This window comes from Paracoccus amoyensis (genome assembly GCF_014490725.1).
In the GTDB taxonomy this organism is placed as follows: domain Bacteria; phylum Pseudomonadota; class Alphaproteobacteria; order Rhodobacterales; family Rhodobacteraceae; genus Paracoccus; species Paracoccus amoyensis.
Genome location: NZ_JACOQL010000002.1, coordinates 188,347 through 204,109 on the forward strand (window position 1 = coordinate 188,347; position 15,763 = coordinate 204,109).

Genomic DNA, 15,763 nt, shown 5'->3' on the forward strand with positions numbered 1-15,763 from the left:
ACCAAGATGGCGAACATTTCGTGAAAATCAACGCGGCAGCTTCAGCGGGCGCCCTTCGAATATCGTTTCCATCGAAAAGACGCCGGTCACGCGTTCCAGGTCCATATCCGCGATCAACGCCTTGTAGCAGCGATCATAGCCCGCCATCGAGGTCGTCACCAGTTTCGCCATATAGTCCCATTCGCCGCCAATCCGGTGAAATTCGGTAATTTCAGGGATGGATTCGACACGGGTGCGAAAACGCCGCGCCCAGGCGTCGTCGTGGTGGCGGGTGCGCATCATGACAAAAACCGTCAGTCGCAGGCCCGCTCGCGTCGCGTCGATAATCGCGCGGCTGCCTCTGAGGATGCCCGCATCGGTCAGGCGTTGCAGGCGGCGCCAACAGGCATTTTGCGACAGCCCGATCCGATCTGCCAATTGTCGTTGCGACAGCGAGGCATCCTGCTGCAACGCGGATAGGATCAGGTGGTCGATTTCATCGATTTGCAAAGGTTGTTCGTTCATTTGACCCGATCTTTATGGGTATTTAAGCAAAGAAGAAATCAAAATTTGCATCTTCCTGTGTCATATTTCGAAGGCAGCAGGAGGTCACCCGATGGATATTTACAGCAAGTTTCGCGCCGGTCTGGGCGGAGTCGACAGCATCGAAGGCGGTTTGATCGGTCGCGATGCCGTCATCGACGGGCCGTTTGGGCAGAAGCAGATGATCTATGCCGATTACGTCGCCTCGGGGAGGGCGCTTCGCCAGATCGAGGCTTTCGTGATGGAGGAGGTTCTGCCCTGGTATGCCAACAGCCATACCGAGGCCAGCCATTGCGGCGGCATGATGACGCGGATGCGCCGCGCCGCCCGGGCCGAGATTTTGCGCTGCACCAATGGTGGGGCGGACCATGCCGTGATCTTTACCGGATCAGGCGCGACAGCAGGCATCAACCGGCTGGTGGGATTGTTTGATGTCGGACCGGGCTGGACCGTGCTGATCGGGCCTTATGAACATCATTCGAACATTCTGCCGTGGCGCGAAAGCGGCGCAGAGGTGATCGAGCTGCCCGAGGCGGCCGAAGGTGGGATCGATATGGCGGCCCTGAAAGCTGCATTGGCGACCCTATCGGGTCACGTGGTCGGCGCGTTTTCGGCGGCATCGAACGTCACGGGAATCTTGACCGATGTCGCGCGTGTCACCCAAGTGATGAAGCAGGCGGGGGCGAAGGTCATTTGGGATTATGCAGGTGGTGCGCCCTATCTGCCGATCGATCTGTCGCTGGGCATGGATGCCATTGTCGCCTCGCCCCATAAATTCATTGGCGGGCCGGGGGCGTCGGGCGTTCTGATCCTGCGGCGTGATGCCGTCGTGGCCGACACCCCCACGCTGCCGGGCGGCGGAACGGTCAGGTTCGTGAACAGCCATGGGCATGATTATGCACCCCTGGTCGAGGCAAGAGAGGAAGCGGGAACGCCCAATGTCGTCGGTGATATTCGTGCCGCACTGGTTTTTGCGCTGAAGGACCATATCGGGCAGGCCCAGATCGACGCGGTTCATGCGTGCTGGATGGAAAAGGCGACACGGTTGCGCCATGTCCGGGGACTGACGTTGCTGGGGCACGCCACGGCGCCGCGCCTGCCGATCCTGTCGTTCCGGATCGGTGATGGTCATGGCGGATTCATCCATCAGCAATTGGCCACGCGGATGCTGTCTGACCTTTACGGCGTTCAGGCGCGGGGCGGCTGCGCCTGTGCGGGGCCGTATGTGCATCGCCTGTTGGGGATCGGTGATCAGCAATCCGAGCGGTTGCGGGCCGCCATTCTGCGCGGGGATGAGATTGAGAAGCCGGGTTTCGTGCGCCTTAACCTGTGCTGGGCCGCGCCAGCGCCGCAGATTGATGCCATTCTGGATGCGATCACCGATCTGGCCGAAAATGCTTCGGCTTATGTCGACCGCTATTCCTGTGACACATCGACCGCGATATTCACGCCACTGGCGGCATAGGCCCGGTCCGTGCAGGCCTTTCGCGCCTCGGCGTAATCACGCACCAATGCGGCCCTGCGCGGGCGAAAGCTTTCGCCGGTCAGGGCCAATGCGGCGATGCGGTTGATGTGGAATATCCGATAGTCCATCCGCAGCCGACAATAGGCCAGCAGCATCAATGTGCGATGCGTGTAGGACAGCCCCAGTGGCCAGATGTCGCGCGTCGAAGGCGCGCCAGTCAAGTCGGTATAGTTGATCCGCAAGGTCAGTTCATTCCAGCAGGCATGGCGAATTGTGGCCAAATCTACCTGAGGCGGTTCGCGTTCGGGCGCCTCGGTAAAGCTGCGCATGATGGCGTGCAGCGCCTGTTGGGCCTGACGTTCGGGCAGCGTGGCGATGATCCGCGACAGGGCGGTTTGCGCGGCATCGGTCAGTTCGTCATCGCCAATTCCCGACAGGGCATCGACGGCAAGGCACAACGCCTCGATCTCCAGCCGAGAGAAACTTTGCGGCGGCAAGGCCGGATCCTCGGTCAGAGTGTAGCCAAGCCCCGCCTCGCCATCGATCAAGGCGCCAGCCGCGCGCAGCGTCGCGATATCGCGGTAAAGCTGGCGCAGCGAGACGCCGGTTTCCTGCGCCAGCCGCCCGGCCGTCACCGGCGCAGGTAAGCGGCGCATCACATCCATCAGACGCATCAGGCGGTCGGTGCGGGCCATACTGCCTCTTTCTGTCAGCAGGTCATGATTATGGTTTGCGCATAAGTCAAAAGGGATGCAAGCCAATGCTAACATTTTATCATTCGCCGAACAGCCGCTCGACCAGTGTGGCGCAGTTGATCGCGGAAATGGGAATCGGCGATCAGATCGAAACGGTCACGGTGACAATCCCACGTCAGGACGGTTCGGGCGGGACCGATCCGGGCAACCCACACCCCGAAGGCAAGGTCCCTTATCTGACGGATGGCGACGATCATGTGCGCGAACGAGCGGCGATCATCCTGTATCTAACGGATCGCTTTCCCGAATCCGGTCTGGGCCGGTCTGTCGGCGATCCGCAGCGGGGGCGTTATCTGTCATGGCTGACATGGTATCAGGGCGTGTTGGAACCTGTTACGATCCTGAGCTGGGCCAAGTTGGAACACCCCGCCATCTGGGCATCGCTGCGTGACTATGACACCGCGATCAGGCGGCTGGACGAGGTTTTGTCGGTGCAACCCTATCTGCTGGGCGATGATTACAGCGCCGCGGATTTGCTGTGCGTGGGCCCGTTTGCATGGTTTGGCGATCAGATGCCAGCCACCCCGGCCATAACGGACTGGGTGCAGCGCTGTCAGGATCGCGATGCGGCCAAGGCGATACGGGCCGCCGACAATCCGTGATCAGGAGGGCGTCGGCCGCTTGACAGGTGACGTCGCAGTGGCCGGCGCTTTGGACAGTTGCACCGCCAGAATGCCCATCATGATGATCCCCACGCCGATCACGTCACCGATGCCCAGCTTTTCCCCCAAAAGCGCGGCGCCGGTGGCTACACCAAAAAACGGCGTCAGAAAATGGAAGGTCGCGGCACGGATTGCGCCGATACGATCCACCAGCAGGAACCAGATCCAAGTGGCCGCCAATCCCGGCACCAGAACGGTGTAGATGAAGGCAATCACCAATCGCGGCTCAAAACTGATATGCCACGTCTCGAACATGGGTGAGATAACGGCCAGCGTCGCCGCGCCGACAAGCATCTGCAGGCCGACGATCATCATCACATTGCCGCCCCCGCTTGCGCCACGAACGGTCAGCGTCGCGACCGCCAGTGCGAGTGCCGCGATGAAGCACAGCACGATGCCCACGGGATCGCTGCCCCCCTGCAGCCGCGTTCCCATGATGATCGCCACGCCGACCAGACCCAGCATCAGGCCCAGAACGCCCAGCGGGCGCAGACGTTCGCCCATGGCGATCCAGCCGATAAAGGCAACCATCAGCGGCATGGTCGCCGCAATGATCGACGCCAGCCCCGCCTCGATCCACTGCATCGCGATCCAGTTCAGGCCCAGATAGATCGCGTTCTGACACAGCCCCAGAATGATGACCGCACGCCATTGGTTCCGGGTCAGCGTCCGCCATGTCTGCCCCATGGCCAGCGCGATCAGCACACCGATCGTTCCCGACAGCGCAAAACGCAGCGCAAGGGCCATCAGAGGCGGGATCTCGGTCACGATCATCCGGGTCGAGGTAAAGGCCGAGGCCCACATGATCGCGAAAACCACCCCCATCAGGATCGCGCGAATATCCATGATCGCCCCCGTCATTGCTTGACCGGCTTATCGCTAGCAGAGGGGGGAGACGATCAAAAGGCCGAAACCCGCAGGTCTGGGAAAAAAGAAAAGGCCGCACCAGATGGCGCGGCCTGACCTTGGGTATCGCGAAAAGCGATCAGCTGTTAACGCTGTCTTTCAGCGCCTTGGCAACGGTCACTTTGACCTGCTTGTCAGCCGGCTTGGTCATCATTTCCTGGGTCTGCGGGTTGCGGACCTGACGCTCGGGGCGGGCGCGGCAAGCAACCTTGCCGATGCCCGGCAGGGTCACGGCGCCACCAGCGGCGACCTCACGGGTGACAACTGCTGCAATCGCGTCCAGAGCGGCGGTTGCGGTTTTCTTATCCGAACCCATTTCTTCGGCCAGGGTCGCGACCAGTTGCGTCTTGGTCATCGGTTTTGCGGAAGGCATTGCCATAGTTCTGTCTCCTCTTGCCCTGTTCTGACGGGCCCACAAATTTGCGCCTTTTGCGGCATAACGCCTGCTACACACGGTTTTGACCGGCAGATCAAGCATTTTTCGCCGTTCCGGCGAAATCCGGCGGTTTGGCCGCAAGATGACGCTAGGTCACAGGAACGCTGTTTCGCTGAATGACCGCAATTTACGCGAATGGATGCGTTCAAGCGGCATTTCGCGCAGCTTCTCCATCGCACGAATGCCGATCAGCAGATGGTTTGCGACCTGCGTGCGATAGAAGTCGGTCGCCATGCCGGGCAGCTTCAATTCGCCATGCAGGGGCTTGTCGCTGACACATAGAAGCGTGCCATAGGGCACGCGAAAGCGAAATCCGTTCGCGGCGATGGTTGCGCTTTCCATATCCAGCGCGACGGCGCGCGACAGCGACAGCCGATGCACCGGACCGGAATGGTCGCGCAACTCCCAATTGCGGTTGTCGATCGTGGCAACGGTGCCGGTGCGCATGATCCGCTTCAGCTCGTAATCCTCCAGCTTGGTGACTTCGGCGACGGCTTCCTGCAGGGCAACCTGAACCTCGGCCAGCGGCGGGATCGGAACCCAGACCGGCAGATCATCGTCCAGCACATGATCTTCGCGCAGATAGGCATGGGCCAGCACGAAATCGCCAAGCCGCTGGCTGTTGCGCAGCCCCGCGCAATGGCCAACCATCAGCCAGGCATGCGGGCGCAGAACCGCGATGTGGTCGGTGGCGGTCTTGGCGTTTGACGGACCCACGCCGATATTGACCAGCGTGATCCCCTGCCCGTCCTTGCTTTTCAGATGATAGGTCGGCATCTGCGGCATCTTGGCCAGAACCGGCAGTTCCGCATCCGCATCCGTGATTTCCTGATTTCCGGGCGCGACAAAGCTGGTGTAGCCAGAATTGGGGTCGGCCAAAGCGCGGCGGGCATATGCCTCGAACTCATCCACATAGAACTGGTAGTTGGTGAACAGCACGAAATTCTGGAAATGTTCGGCGGCGGTTGCGGTATAGTGCTGCAAACGGGCCAGCGAATAATCCACGCGCTGCGCGGTAAAGGCTGCAAGATGCTGCGCCCCATCCAACAGCGGAACGGCGACCCCATTCACGATATCGTCGTTCATCGTCCGCAGATCGGGCACGTCAAAGACATCGCGAAGCGAAAAGTCCAGGACACCCTCTTGCGGCACGGCCAGTTCATTGGTCTGCGCCGCAACGGCGAAATGCACCGGCATCGGGGTGTCACTGAAACCAACCGTCACCGGAACGCCATGGTTCTTGATCAGCAGGCCGATCTGTTCGGTCAGGTAGTTTTCAAACAGATCCGGTCGCGTGATGGTCGCGACATAGCTGCCCGGTTCGACCACATGGCCAAAGGACAGGCGCGAATCGACATGGGGATGAGAGTTCACCGTCAGGCGGATTTCCGGATAAAATGCCCGATAACGTGCCGTGGGCTGATGGCCCTCCAGCGCGGTGGCAAAACGCTGAAGCAGGAAACCCGTCGCATCGGAATACAGCTGTTGCAGGCGCTTTACCGCGGCCTTGGGGTCCGTGAATTGTTCGCGGGCGACCGGCTCGGGCGTCTCGACCGGCAGAAAACGGGAATCCGTATCCATCAATGTGTTCCTTCTGATTGGGGTGAATCTGCCAGCACCCGCGAAGGCAAGCAAGCGTCTGGCGCGACCTGCGCGCCATCGTTACGCTGGCGTCATGGAATTTCTGATTTTCGGTCACGGCTATAGCGCCGGCTTTCTGACTCCGCAGCTGATCGCCAAGGGGTGGCATGTCACGGGCACAACGCGCGGCGATACTGCGCGGGTTGCGGCAACCGGCGCAACGTCGCTGTTATGGCCGGGCCAAGAGGATGACCTGCGCCGCGCCATTGCCCGCGCTGACGGGATATTGGTATCCGCCGCGCCGGATCTGCAGACCGGCGATCCGGTGTTGGCGGCATTTCGGAATGATCTGGCGCAGGCCACGCCGCGCTGGCTGGGCTACCTGTCCACGACCGGCGTTTATGGCGACCGCGCGGGTGGCTGGGTGGATGAAGACAGCGTGCTGGACGGCTCAGGTCCGCGCGGTCAGGCCCGTATCCGCGCCGAGGGCGATTGGCGCAGTCTGGCCGATAAGGCCGGTTTACCGCTGCATGTCTTTCGCCTTGCAGGCATCTATGGGCCCGGTCGCGGGCCGTTTGAAAAAATCCGCAATGGCACCGCCCGCCGGATCATCAAGCCGGGACAGGTGTTTTCGCGCATCCACGCCGAAGATATTGCGCAGGTTCTGCTGGCCTCGATCAACGCGCCTGCGCCGGGCACGGCCTATAACCTGTGCGACGACGACCCCGCCCCGCCGCAGGACGTTATCGCCTATGCGGCCGAATTGCTGGATCTGCCTGTCCCGCCCGCTGTCGATTTCGATGATGCCGACATGACGCCGATGGCGCGGTCCTTCTATCGGGACAGCAAGCGCGTCTCGAACCAGCGGATCAAGCGGGATCTGGGCGTTACCCTGCGCTACCCGGATTACCGCAGCGGTTTGCAATCGATCCTGAAGGCCGGGGGCTGAACTGCGAGGGGCAAAGGCACCGCGCCGCATTGCCTTTGCCGCCCACCCGTGCATGATCGCCGCCATGAAAACCGATGTCGATATTCTGATTGCGGGCGGTGGCCTGAATGGGCCGACGCTGGCGCTGGCGCTGGCGGATGCGGGCCTTTCCGTGGCGGTCGTGGACCCTCGCCCTGCCGATGCACGCGCCAGCGATGATTTCGACGGTCGCGCCTATGCGTTGGCGGTCGCCTCGCAGCGGTTGCTGAAGGCGCTTGGCCTGTGGTCGGGACTGGCGGACAAAAGCCAGCCGATCTTGCAGGTCAAGGCGTCGCAGGGCCTGCCCGGACAGGGTGCCGCGCCATTCTTTCTGCATTTCGACAGTGCAGAGATCGAAGAGGGCCCGGTTGGCTTCATGCTGGAGGATCGCTTTCTGTATCGCGCCCTGCTGGATGCCATGTCAGGCCGGGTGACGCATATGCCGGGCATTGCCGTCACCGGACATCACGTCGAAGCCAGCCATGTCACCGTTGATCTGTCCGATGGGCGGCAGATGACGGCACGGGCATTGATCGGCGCGGATGGGCGCAACTCCTCGGTCGCGCAGCGTGCGGGGATCAAGCGGCAGGGGTGGGATTATGGGCAGACCGCGCTGGTCGCGGCCATTGACCATGCAGAGCCGCATCATGGCATTGCGCAGCAATATTTCATGGCGACCGGGCCACTGGCGATTCTGCCTTTGCCCGGAAATCGCAGCAGTGTCGTCTGGTCCGAAACCAATGACAACGCCCGCGCGATTGCCGCGCTGGATGACGATGAATTTCTAAAGGTTCTGCGCCCGCGTTTTGGCGATTATCTGGGCGCGATTTCCCTGGCGGGCGCGCGGTTCAGCTATCCGCTGAGCCTGTCCTTGGCCGAAACCTATGCCGCACCCCGGATTGCGCTGGTCGGTGCGCCGCCCATGGCGTGCATCCGGTGGCTGGTCAGGGCCTGAACCTTGGCCTGCGCGATGTCGCCGCCTTGGCAGAGGTGCTGGTCGAGGCGGCGCGGCGTGGCGAAGATATCGGGTCCGAACTGGTTCTGGAACGCTATCAGGCATGGCGGCGATTTGATGCGACCAGTCTGGCACTTGGCATGGACAGTGTGAATCGCCTGTTTGGCAGCGACAATCCCATCCTGTCTGCCATGCGCGGCATTGGCATGGGGATCGTGACCGCCCTGCCCCCGCTGCGCCGCGGTTTCATGCGACAAGCCGCAGGTCTTTCGGTTGATCCGATGCCGCGACTGCTGACCGGGCAATCGCTGTAAGGCCGGGAGGCAGCCCCGGCCTGATCGGCGTCGCTGACCAGCCTTACTGCGCGACCGCAGCCTCGACCGAGATATTGATTTCGACCTCATCCTCCACCATCGGAACGAAGGCATCGAGGTTGAAATCGGAACGCTTGATGGTCGTTTCGGCATTGAACCCCGCCGTCATCGCCTTGGTCATGGGGTTTTCGGCGTAATTGTTGAAATCGACATCCAGAACGACTTCTTTCGTGACGCCGTTGATCGTCAGATCACCTGTCACCTTGGCCTCATCATCCCCTTCGGGATCCACCTTGGTCGATTTGAACGTGATCGGGGATGAGCCATCCGGCGAATTGAAGAAATCCTTGCCCCGAATATGTTCATCCAGCGCAGGCGCGGTGGTCACGATATTCGACATGGGGAAACTTGCCTCGACGGTCGAATTGGCAGGATTTTCGGTATCCAGAACAATGGTTCCTTCAACGCCCCGGATGATACCATAGCTTTCTGACAATCGATTGTTGTGGTCGTATTCGAACGAAATCGCACTATGTTCCGGGTCGAACGTATAGGTTCCCGAAGCTGGCATTGCATCCTGCGCAAATACCGGAACGGCAAAAACAACGGCGGTGGAAAGAACGGCAAAACCTGATTTCATGGGGCAATCTCCCTTGTTCCAAGATGGCGCGAGGTCGCCTTGACCAACGTCCGTGGTCAGATCCGGTTCCTGATCCGCGGGCCTGACGAAAACTGAAACATAGTTCAAGCCACCGTGTGACGGGGAACCGTCACGCATCCGCGAGTGTTCCGGCCCGAACTCATCCGTGACTCGTGATGTGCATGTCGAACCGAAAAGGATATGATCTGCCCTATGAACATCAGATCGCTCGCCCTTGCGCCCGCCCTTGTCCTGGCCTTTGCCTTCCCGGCATTGGCCGAACGTATCCCGCTGAATGAAATTTCGCGCTATTTGAACAGCTTGCGCACCGTCCAGTCCGAGTTCACGCAAGTGAACCCCGATGGCACGATTTCGACTGGCACGGTGTTTATCCAGCGCCCCGGCCGTGTCCGGTTCGAATATAACAATGACAACACGCTGGTTCTGGCATCGGGCGGAAACGTCGCGATCTTTGACCCGAAATCTTCGGGGGGGCCGCAGCAATATCCGCTGTCGCAAACACCGCTGTCGATCATTCTGGACGCAAACGTCGATCTTGGCCGAGCCAACATGGTCACTGGCTATACCGAAGCGCAGAATTCGACCGTCGTCACGGCCCAAGACCCGCAGAACCCGCAATACGGCAACATCCAGATGGTATTCTCGAACCCGACGCAATTGCGCCAATGGGTCGTCACGGATGACGCAGGCAAGAAAACCACCGTTATTCTGGGTGAATTGCAAGCCGTGAACTCGATTCCGGCATCGCGGTTCAGCATCAACAATGAGATTGGCCGCCGCAACTAAGCCACGATCAATCTATAATCCTGCTATATAAGCCGCGATTCATCATCGCGGCTTATATGTTGTATCACAAGCTCTGCCTTGATTTCCCCTGCGCAACAGGTCAACGCTGCAAGTCTGACTTTGCCGCGCCGGTGTTTTCATGACCTCACAATCCCGCCTGTTCACCCCCATCCTGATCGGTGGGTCCATTATTCTGCTGATCAATTTCGCCCTTCGCGCCAGTTTCGGCATGTTCCAGATCCCGATTGCAGAAGATTTCGGCTGGCCACGGGCCGAATTTTCGCTGGCCATCGCGATCCAGAACCTGGCCTGGGGGATCGGGCAGCCGATCTTTGGGGCGCTGGCGGAAAAATGGGGCGACAAGCTGGCCATCATCATCGGTGCGTTTCTGTATTCCGCCGGTCTGATCCTGACGGCCTATGCCACCACGCCCGCCGGAATGCAGCTGCTAGAGGTGATGGTCGGCTTTGGCATCGCAGGCACCGGCTTCGGTGTCATTCTTGCCATCGTCGGGCGCGCAGCCAGCGATGAAAACCGCAGCCTTGCCCTTGGGATTGCAACTGCGGCGGGGTCGGCCGGGCAGGTCTTTGGCGCACCGCTGGCTGAAATTCTGCTGGCGAGTTATAGCTGGCAGACCGTATTCATCATTTTCGGCGTCCTTGTCCTCAGCTGCCTGTTGTTCTTGCCGATGCTGGGCGACGGCAAACCCGCCAGCCGGTCAGAGCTTGAGGAAAGCATGGGCAGCGTCCTGAAACGCGCCTTTCGCGATCCGTCTTATTTGATGATCTTTGTCGGTTTCTTCTCATGTGGATATCAACTGGCCTTCATCACCGCGCATTTCCCAGCAATGATTACCGAAATGTGCGGTCCGATCAGTCCGACGGGCACATTGGCCAGTATCGGTATTACCACCACATCGGCGCTTGGCGCGGTGGCAATTTCCCTGATCGGCCTGGCCAATATCGCCGGCTCGATCTTTGCGGGCTGGCTGGGCAAACGCTATAGCAAGAAATACCTGCTGGCCGGGGTCTACACGCTGCGCACGATTGCCTCGGCAATCTTCATCCTGATGCCGATCACGCCCACCAGCGTCATCGTTTTTTCGGTCGTGATGGGGTCGCTGTGGCTGGCCACGGTTCCCCTGACCTCTGGTCTGGTCGCCTATATCTATGGCCTGCGCTATATGGGCACGCTGTATGGTTTTGTCTTTCTGTCGCATCAGTTGGGATCGTTCCTTGGTGTCTGGCTGGGTGGAAAGATGTATGACGTCTACGGCGATTACACGCTGGTCTGGTGGGTCGGCGTTGGTGTCGGCGCGTTCAGTGCCCTGATCCATCTGCCGATCAAGGAACAGCCCGCGACCTTGCGCAGCGCGGTCCCCGCATGACAGTTGCCACATCGCTGGCCGCTGCCTAGGGTTGGTCAAGGTCGCGAAACGCGGCCGTGATCAACAACAGGGAAAATCATGCGTTTCTCCACGACGACTCTGGCGCTGGCAGGCTTGCTTGCGGCCAATACAGCCATGGCCCAGGATGCGCCGGCAAAAGCCACCGAATGCCCGGTCTCCGAATTCACGATGGGCCTGCGCTTCCAACAGCAATCGGCCGAAGTGCGCGCCTTGCAACGTCAGGCCTATAATATCGCGACCATGCGTCTGGACGCGGCCGTTGCCGCCGCCGAAGATCCGGCCAAGCTGGCGGTCGTCACCGATCTGGATGAAACCGTGATCGACAACTCTGCCCTGCTGGCCCGCGATCTGGCGAACTGCCACATGTATGACGTATGGGACACCTGGTTGCCGTGGGAACGTGACGGCACCCCTACGCTGATCCCCGGTGCCAAGGAATTTCTGGATCACGCCAATGCGGCGGGCGTCACGATCCGCTACATCTCGGACCGTTCGGACGAACAGAAAGCGTCGACCCTCGCGACGCTGGAAAAGCTGGGCCTGCCGCAGATCAGCGACGAATCCGTGCTGTTGCTGGGCCCGCCCAAGACCGAACGCCGCGATATCGTCAGTGCGGATCATCAGATCGTCCTGTTGCTGGGCGATACGCTGCATGATTTCGACGGACGTTTCCGCAAGACGCCGCTGGACGAACAGAAAGCCACGGTCGATCAGGAAACCGCCAAATGGGGCGCGGAATGGGTCGTTTTCCCCAATGCCAGCTATGGCACATGGTCCGAGGCACCATTGACCGCATGGGACGCCGAAACCGTGATCGAGGAATGGTAAGTCGGGTTTGACCTTCCGGCGCGGCGGCCCTAGCTTCCGCCGCGCAATCAAAGGAAACCGCCGATGACCGATGTCCGAAAACGCCATCCGCGCGAACACGCGATCGCAATCCGCTATCAACAGCGATCGGCCGAAGTAAAGGCGTTGCAGCGTCAGTGCTATGCGTTGGCAACTCTGCGGTTGAAGGCTGCGGTTCAGGACAATGACGGCAAGGGCGACGGGCTGGCCGTCGTGTCGGACATTGACGAAACCATCCTGGACAACACCGCCGTCATGGCCCATGCGATGACGCTGGACGGCCAGCACGACAATATCGAAACATGGAAATCATGGGAACGTGAGGGCCAGCCCCATCTGATCCCCGGAGCCGCCGAATTCTTTGAACTGGCAGATCGGCTGGGCGTCACGATCTTCTACCTTTCCGACCGCTTCGACGAGAACAAGATCGCGACCATCGCAACGCTGTCACGCCTTGGGTTGCCGCAGGTCAGTGCCGATCATGTGCAGCTTTTCGGCCCACCCAAGGCCGAACGCCGCGCAGCAATCGAAGGTTCGCATCGTATTGTCCTGCAACTGGGCGATACCCTGCATGACTTCCACGGTGCCTTCGCGGGCGTCCCGCTGGAGGAGCAACACCAGCTGACCCAGGACCACGCCCATCGTTTTGGGGAAGACTGGATCGTGTTTCCCAATGCCGCCCATGGCACCTGGATGGAGGCAGAGATCCAGCCTTGGGTAAAACACCAGAGTTCCTGATTTTTTTGGCAGCTTGACTTTAAGCCGTTTCGCTTCATCCTTTGACAAGACTCTTTGATTATAAAAACTTCAAAGGAAAGGGTCCGGCAACAGGTGTCTTCTTTGACGGTTACCATTCAGCTTGGCGGTGCGGTCGCGCTGTTGCTGTTCGCATTGCGACTGGTGCGCGATGGCATGACCGATGCCTTCGGGATCAAGCTGAAAACCGCATTGGGGCTTGGCACGAAAACCGGGCCGCGCGCCTTTCTGTCGGGATTGATCGCGACCCTGGGGTTGCAAAGCTCGACCGCGACGGCCCTGATGACCGCCGCCTTTGCAGAACGAAAGCTGGTCAATGGCAAGATGGCGCAGATCGTGCTGCTGGGCGCGAATGTCGGCACCGCCCTGACCGCATGGGTCGTGGCCACGGGGATCGAAGCGATTGCCCCGGCCTTGTTGCTGATCGGCTTTGTCATGGCGCGACAATCCAAGACGTCGATCGCGGGCAGTGGCCGGGCGTTGATCGGGATTGGTTTGATGCTTTTGTCGCTGACCCTGCTGGCGCAGGCGACGGAACCTTTAAGACAATCCGAAACCATGGCCGTCTTTATCGGCATGCTAGATGGCGCGTGGCTGGTGGCGCTGCTGTTCGCAGCCGGGATTGCAGTTGTCTGCTCATCTTCTCTGGCCGCGGTTTTGCTGATCCTGTCATTGGGACTTGCCCCGGCATTGACCGTGGTGTTGGTGCTGGGTGCGAATATCGGCGGTGCGGTCGCCCCCGTCCTGGCAACACTTCGCGGTCAGGTCGCAGCGCGCCGCCTGACGGCTGGAAACCTGTTGATCCGCAGCATTGGCTGTCTGTTCGCGCTGCCCTTCGCGGGGCAGATCGGCACGCTTCTGGAACGGTTGCCCATGCCGAATACCGGTCTGGCGGTCGAAGCGCATCTGGTCTTCAACGTCGTTCTGGCCTTGGCGATATGGCCGTTTACCGGGTTGATCACCAAGCTGGTCGTCAAACTTATCCCAGATGCAGAAACATCGGCGGAACTGGCCCCCCGCTGGCTGATGGAAGACGAGCTGGACACCCCGCCGCTGGCCCTTGCCGGGGCCAGTCGCGAAGCTTTGGCCATTGGTGACACGATTGAGCGGATGCTGGATCAGGCCCGAAAGGCTTTTCATGACAATGATCCTGCCCCTCTGGCAGAAGTATCGGTTCTGGAAAACCGCGTCGACCGCCGTCAGCAAGAGGTCAAGAGCTATCTGTCCCGTCTTGGCAGCAGCGCCAACGAAGAAGACCGGCGCAGGTCGATCACCATTTTGGACTACGTCATCAATCTGGAACATGTGGGCGACATCATCGACAAGGGATTGGCGCCGGAGGTCCGCAAGAAAATCGGCCTGGGGCTGTGGTTTTCGGATGAAGGTTATGACGAGCTGGACGCATTGTTCCTGATGACACAAGAGAACCTGCGCATGGCGCAGACCGTCTTCATGACCCGCGATCGCGATGTGGCGCGACAGTTGATGGAAGTGAAGGTCGAGATCCGCAAACACGAACGGCAATCGTCGCAACGCCACCTGATCCGCCTGCGCGAGGGCAATCCCGAAAGCCGCGAAACCTCATCGCTGCATCTGGATATTCTGCGCGACCTGAAGCGGATCAACGCCCATATCGTATCCGTCGCGCACCCCATTCTGGACGAAGAGGGATTGTTGGTCGAATCTCGTCTGCGGTCGGGTTAACCGGCTGCATCCAGAATGTAACGCGCGGTCATCAGGTCCAGATGCGCCCCGCCGCCATTCTTGGCGATCGTGATCTCATCATCCGATTGACGTGCATATTTTCCGCTCGGCAGATCATAGAAATCCGCAATGATATCGCTTTCGGTGATGGTGCCGTTATCCAGCGGTATCTGAATTTCACCAATATGCCCGATGGTTGTGGTGCGGCTGTCCACAAACAATCGCGCCCGAGCTATCGCGGCATCATCCACCTCGCGCAGGTCCGGGCGATAGGCGCCAATCAGGTCAAGATGCGTGCCCGGTGTAATCCATTCGCCCCGCACCAGCGGCTCTTTTGACATCGTGGTCGTCGCGATGATTTCGGAGTTGCCAACCGCAGCAGCCAGATCTTCGGCCATATCCGCGCCAACCTCGTTTGCCAGTTTTTGGGCGCTGGCCGTCGTGCGGTTCCAGATCGTGATCTGCGCATCCGGGATCATGGCGCGATAGGCCTGAACCATGCTGGCCGCGACATGTCCCGCACCGACGATCAGCAGCCGCCGCGCGTCTTTGCGGGCCAGTTTCCGCGCCGACAACAGGCTGTCGCCGGCCGTTTTCCACTTGGTCACCAGATGGAAATCGACAATTGCGCGCAATTGTCCGTCGGCGTCGTCCAGCAAGTTGACGACCCCATTGACCATGGCCTTTCCATGCCCAGGGTTATCCGGAAAGATCGTGGCGGGCTTCACCGCTACCCCCAGCCCATCGATCCACGCCGAGCGCGTCAGCAATGTATCGTTACGACGATACAGAAACGTATCCGCAATCTGCGCCCGTGGCAGGCTGTGTGCCTGTTCGATGGCATCGGTCAAAGCAAGCCAATCCAGCCGGTCTTCAACCTCAGGTCCGATCATCTGCGGGGTCATCGCCTAGCCTCTTGTCACTTTTGCCGGAAGCCTAGGTCGTTGCTGATATATCCGCAAGCAATCGCACCGATACTGGCAGCCGCTGGCAAAGCTGATAAACAGCACTCAACCCTGCAGCGATGCAGCAGCATCGA

15 protein-coding genes and 1 pseudogene are annotated in these 15,763 nt (G+C 60.1%); 9 read left to right on the forward strand and 7 right to left on the reverse strand.

Annotated elements, in window-relative coordinates; translation table 11 throughout:
* Positions 1-27: 27 nt before the first annotated feature.
* A complete protein-coding gene (locus tag H4P12_RS05755) occupies positions 28-504 on the reverse strand; it encodes an Lrp/AsnC family transcriptional regulator (RefSeq protein WP_187792666.1) in 477 nt (158 codons plus the stop codon).
* Between the two features lie 91 nt (positions 505-595).
* Here H4P12_RS05755 and H4P12_RS05760 point away from each other — a divergent pair, with 91 nt between their 5' ends.
* A complete protein-coding gene (locus H4P12_RS05760) occupies positions 596-1,987 on the forward strand; it encodes an aminotransferase class V-fold PLP-dependent enzyme (protein WP_187792667.1) in 1,392 nt (463 codons plus the stop codon).
* Here the strand turns inward: H4P12_RS05760 and H4P12_RS05765 are convergent.
* Positions 1,939-2,682 carry a helix-turn-helix transcriptional regulator gene (locus H4P12_RS05765; RefSeq protein WP_187792668.1) on the reverse strand — a complete coding sequence of 248 codons (744 nt, stop codon included), beginning with the start codon at positions 2,680-2,682 and terminating at the stop codon, positions 1,939-1,941. The two genes, H4P12_RS05760 and H4P12_RS05765, sit on opposite strands and share 49 nt — an antisense overlap.
* Before the next feature lie 65 nt (positions 2,683-2,747).
* Between H4P12_RS05765 and H4P12_RS05770 the strand changes: the two genes are divergently transcribed.
* On the forward strand, positions 2,748-3,344 hold the full coding sequence (locus H4P12_RS05770) for a glutathione S-transferase family protein (RefSeq protein ID WP_187792669.1): 597 nt from the start codon (positions 2,748-2,750) through the stop codon (positions 3,342-3,344).
* On the opposite strand, the gene H4P12_RS05775 is transcribed toward H4P12_RS05770, so the two are convergent.
* From H4P12_RS05775 to H4P12_RS05785, 3 genes are all read right to left on the reverse strand, one after another.
* A complete protein-coding gene (locus H4P12_RS05775; RefSeq protein ID WP_187792670.1) occupies positions 3,345-4,250 on the reverse strand; it encodes a DMT family transporter in 906 nt (301 codons plus the stop codon).
* Positions 4,251-4,389: 139 nt separating this feature from the next.
* Positions 4,390-4,689 (reverse strand): HU family DNA-binding protein, encoded by a 300-nt coding sequence (locus H4P12_RS05780; protein ID WP_187792671.1) that lies wholly within the window; start codon positions 4,687-4,689, stop codon positions 4,390-4,392.
* A gap of 150 nt (positions 4,690-4,839) precedes the next feature.
* Positions 4,840-6,327: an AMP nucleosidase gene (locus H4P12_RS05785; RefSeq protein ID WP_187792672.1), complete on the reverse strand. Its 1,488-nt coding sequence runs from the start codon at positions 6,325-6,327 to the stop codon at positions 4,840-4,842.
* Positions 6,328-6,421: 94 nt separating this feature from the next.
* Between H4P12_RS05785 and H4P12_RS05790 the strand changes: the two genes are divergently transcribed.
* Together H4P12_RS05790 and H4P12_RS05795 are read left to right on the forward strand one after the other, a co-directional pair.
* Positions 6,422-7,276 carry an SDR family oxidoreductase gene (locus H4P12_RS05790; protein WP_187792673.1) on the forward strand — a complete coding sequence of 285 codons (855 nt, stop codon included), beginning with the start codon at positions 6,422-6,424 and terminating at the stop codon, positions 7,274-7,276.
* A 64-nt stretch (positions 7,277-7,340) separates the two neighbouring features.
* A pseudogene (locus H4P12_RS05795) lies at positions 7,341-8,563 on the forward strand (UbiH/UbiF/VisC/COQ6 family ubiquinone biosynthesis hydroxylase).
* A gap of 43 nt (positions 8,564-8,606) precedes the next feature.
* Here the strand turns inward: H4P12_RS05795 and H4P12_RS05800 are convergent.
* Positions 8,607-9,203 carry a YceI family protein gene (locus H4P12_RS05800; RefSeq protein ID WP_246448970.1) on the reverse strand — a complete coding sequence of 199 codons (597 nt, stop codon included), beginning with the start codon at positions 9,201-9,203 and terminating at the stop codon, positions 8,607-8,609.
* A 213-nt stretch (positions 9,204-9,416) separates the two neighbouring features.
* On the opposite strand from H4P12_RS05800, the gene H4P12_RS05805 reads away from it, so the two are divergent.
* From H4P12_RS05805 to H4P12_RS05825, 5 genes are all read left to right on the forward strand, one after another.
* Positions 9,417-10,010: a LolA family protein gene (locus tag H4P12_RS05805; protein WP_187792675.1), complete on the forward strand. Its 594-nt coding sequence runs from the start codon at positions 9,417-9,419 to the stop codon at positions 10,008-10,010.
* Positions 10,011-10,149: 139 nt separating this feature from the next.
* Positions 10,150-11,397 (forward strand): MFS transporter, encoded by a 1,248-nt coding sequence (locus tag H4P12_RS05810; protein WP_187792677.1) that lies wholly within the window; start codon positions 10,150-10,152, stop codon positions 11,395-11,397.
* Positions 11,398-11,475: 78 nt separating this feature from the next.
* A complete protein-coding gene (locus tag H4P12_RS05815) occupies positions 11,476-12,246 on the forward strand; it encodes a 5'-nucleotidase, lipoprotein e(P4) family (RefSeq protein WP_187792678.1) in 771 nt (256 codons plus the stop codon).
* A gap of 63 nt (positions 12,247-12,309) precedes the next feature.
* Positions 12,310-13,002 (forward strand): 5'-nucleotidase, lipoprotein e(P4) family, encoded by a 693-nt coding sequence (locus H4P12_RS05820; RefSeq protein WP_187792680.1) that lies wholly within the window; start codon positions 12,310-12,312, stop codon positions 13,000-13,002.
* A gap of 93 nt (positions 13,003-13,095) precedes the next feature.
* Positions 13,096-14,724, forward strand: coding sequence for a sodium-dependent inorganic phosphate transporter (locus H4P12_RS05825; protein ID WP_187792682.1), 1,629 nt, complete (start codon positions 13,096-13,098; stop codon positions 14,722-14,724).
* Here H4P12_RS05825 and H4P12_RS05830 read toward each other — a convergent pair.
* A complete protein-coding gene (locus H4P12_RS05830) occupies positions 14,721-15,629 on the reverse strand; it encodes an ornithine cyclodeaminase family protein (RefSeq protein ID WP_187792683.1) in 909 nt (302 codons plus the stop codon). The two genes, H4P12_RS05825 and H4P12_RS05830, sit on opposite strands and share 4 nt — an antisense overlap.
* Positions 15,630-15,763 lie beyond the last annotated feature (134 nt).

Coding starts and splice junctions, on each gene's coding strand:
- H4P12_RS05755 (WP_187792666.1), bottom strand. CDS start 504: ATGAACGAACAACCTTTGCAAATCGATGAAATCGACCACCTGATCCTA.
- H4P12_RS05760 (WP_187792667.1), top strand. CDS start 596: ATGGATATTTACAGCAAGTTTCGCGCCGGTCTGGGCGGAGTCGACAGC.
- H4P12_RS05765 (WP_187792668.1), bottom strand. CDS start 2,682: ATGGCCCGCACCGACCGCCTGATGCGTCTGATGGATGTGATGCGCCGC.
- H4P12_RS05770 (WP_187792669.1), top strand. CDS start 2,748: ATGCTAACATTTTATCATTCGCCGAACAGCCGCTCGACCAGTGTGGCG.
- H4P12_RS05775 (WP_187792670.1), bottom strand. CDS start 4,250: ATGGATATTCGCGCGATCCTGATGGGGGTGGTTTTCGCGATCATGTGG.
- H4P12_RS05780 (WP_187792671.1), bottom strand. CDS start 4,689: ATGGCAATGCCTTCCGCAAAACCGATGACCAAGACGCAACTGGTCGCG.
- H4P12_RS05785 (WP_187792672.1), bottom strand. CDS start 6,327: ATGGATACGGATTCCCGTTTTCTGCCGGTCGAGACGCCCGAGCCGGTC.
- H4P12_RS05790 (WP_187792673.1), top strand. CDS start 6,422: ATGGAATTTCTGATTTTCGGTCACGGCTATAGCGCCGGCTTTCTGACT.
- H4P12_RS05800 (WP_246448970.1), bottom strand. CDS start 9,203: ATGAAATCAGGTTTTGCCGTTCTTTCCACCGCCGTTGTTTTTGCCGTT.
- H4P12_RS05805 (WP_187792675.1), top strand. CDS start 9,417: ATGAACATCAGATCGCTCGCCCTTGCGCCCGCCCTTGTCCTGGCCTTT.
- H4P12_RS05810 (WP_187792677.1), top strand. CDS start 10,150: ATGACCTCACAATCCCGCCTGTTCACCCCCATCCTGATCGGTGGGTCC.
- H4P12_RS05815 (WP_187792678.1), top strand. CDS start 11,476: ATGCGTTTCTCCACGACGACTCTGGCGCTGGCAGGCTTGCTTGCGGCC.
- H4P12_RS05820 (WP_187792680.1), top strand. CDS start 12,310: ATGACCGATGTCCGAAAACGCCATCCGCGCGAACACGCGATCGCAATC.
- H4P12_RS05830 (WP_187792683.1), bottom strand. CDS start 15,629: ATGACCCCGCAGATGATCGGACCTGAGGTTGAAGACCGGCTGGATTGG.